Origin of the sequence: Mesorhizobium sp. WSM4884 (assembly GCF_029625675.1) — a bacterium.
Taxonomy (GTDB): domain Bacteria; phylum Pseudomonadota; class Alphaproteobacteria; order Rhizobiales; family Rhizobiaceae; genus Mesorhizobium.
The window spans coordinates 1-1204 of sequence record NZ_JARTVO010000052.1; the positions used below are offsets into that span (position 1 = coordinate 1).

The window sequence follows — 1204 nt, forward strand, 5'->3', positions numbered from 1 at the left end:
CGTAGGGGATGCCGAGCGCGTCCCAGGTCTCGACCAGCGCGTCCTGCAATTCGGCGATCAGCGCGTCCGAATGGAAGGGTGTGGGCGTGATGCGCAGCCGCTCGGTGCCGCGCGGCACCGTCGGATAGTTGATCGGCTGGATGTAGATGCCGTGGACACCAAGCAGACGGTCGCTCGCCATCTTGCAGAGTTCGGGATCGCCGACCAGCACCGGCACGATATGGGTGGCCGATTCCATCACCGGCAGCCCGGCCGCGGCAAGCACCTGCTTGGTTCTGGCCGCCTGGCGCTGCTGCGCGTCGCGCTCGGCCTGCGAGCGCTTCAGATGCCGGATCGAGGTGGTGGCCGCCGCCGCGATCGCCGGCGGCAGCGCGGTGGTGAAGATGAAGCCCGGCGCATAGGAGCGCACCGCGTCGATCACCGCGCTCGTGCCGGTGATGTAGCCGCCGAGCGTGCCGAAGGCCTTGGCCAAGGTGCCCTCGATGACGTCGATGCGGTCGGCAAGCCCCTCGCGCTCGGTGATGCCGCCGCCGCGCGGCCCGTACATGCCCACCGCATGCACCTCGTCGATATAGGTCATGGCGTTGTAGCGCTCGGCGAGCTCGACGATCTGCCGGATCGGAGCGATGTCGCCATCCATCGAATAGACGCTTTCGAACACGATCAGCTTGGCGCGTTCGCGCCCTGCCGCCTGCAGCAAGCTCTCCAGATGCGCCACGTCGTTGTGGCGGAAGATCTTCTTTTCGGCACCGGAGCGCCGCACGCCCTCGATCATCGAGGCGTGGTTCAACTCGTCGGAGATGATCAGGCAGTTGGGCAAAAGCCTGGCAATGGTCGAGATCGAGGCCTCGTTGGAGACGAAGCCGGAGGTGAAGACCAGCGCCGCCTCCTTGTCGTGCAGGTCGGCCAGCTCATGCTCGAGCTCGACCAGCGGGTTGGAGGTGCCGGAAATGTTGCGGGTGCCGCCGGCGCCCGAGCCCATCTTGCCCGCCGCCGTCTGGAAGGCGGCGATCACATCCGGGTTCTGGCCCATGCCGAGATAGTCGTTGGAGCACCAGACGGTGATTTCCTGGGCGCGGCCATTGGAACGCCAGATGGCGCGCGGGAACTTGCCCACCATGCGCTCGAGGTCGGCGAAGACGCGGTAGCGCCGCTCCGCATGGAGCTGCTCGATCGCATCTTCGAAGAACCGCTGGTAATTCAT

At 66.4% G+C, this 1204-nt stretch carries 1 protein-coding gene; it reads right to left on the reverse strand.

Annotation, left to right across the window (positions count from 1 at the left end; genetic code table 11):
• Positions 1-1204 (reverse strand): 5-aminolevulinate synthase (hemA, locus tag P9236_RS30620; protein ID WP_278078206.1); only part of this gene is annotated, 1204 nt, incomplete at both ends.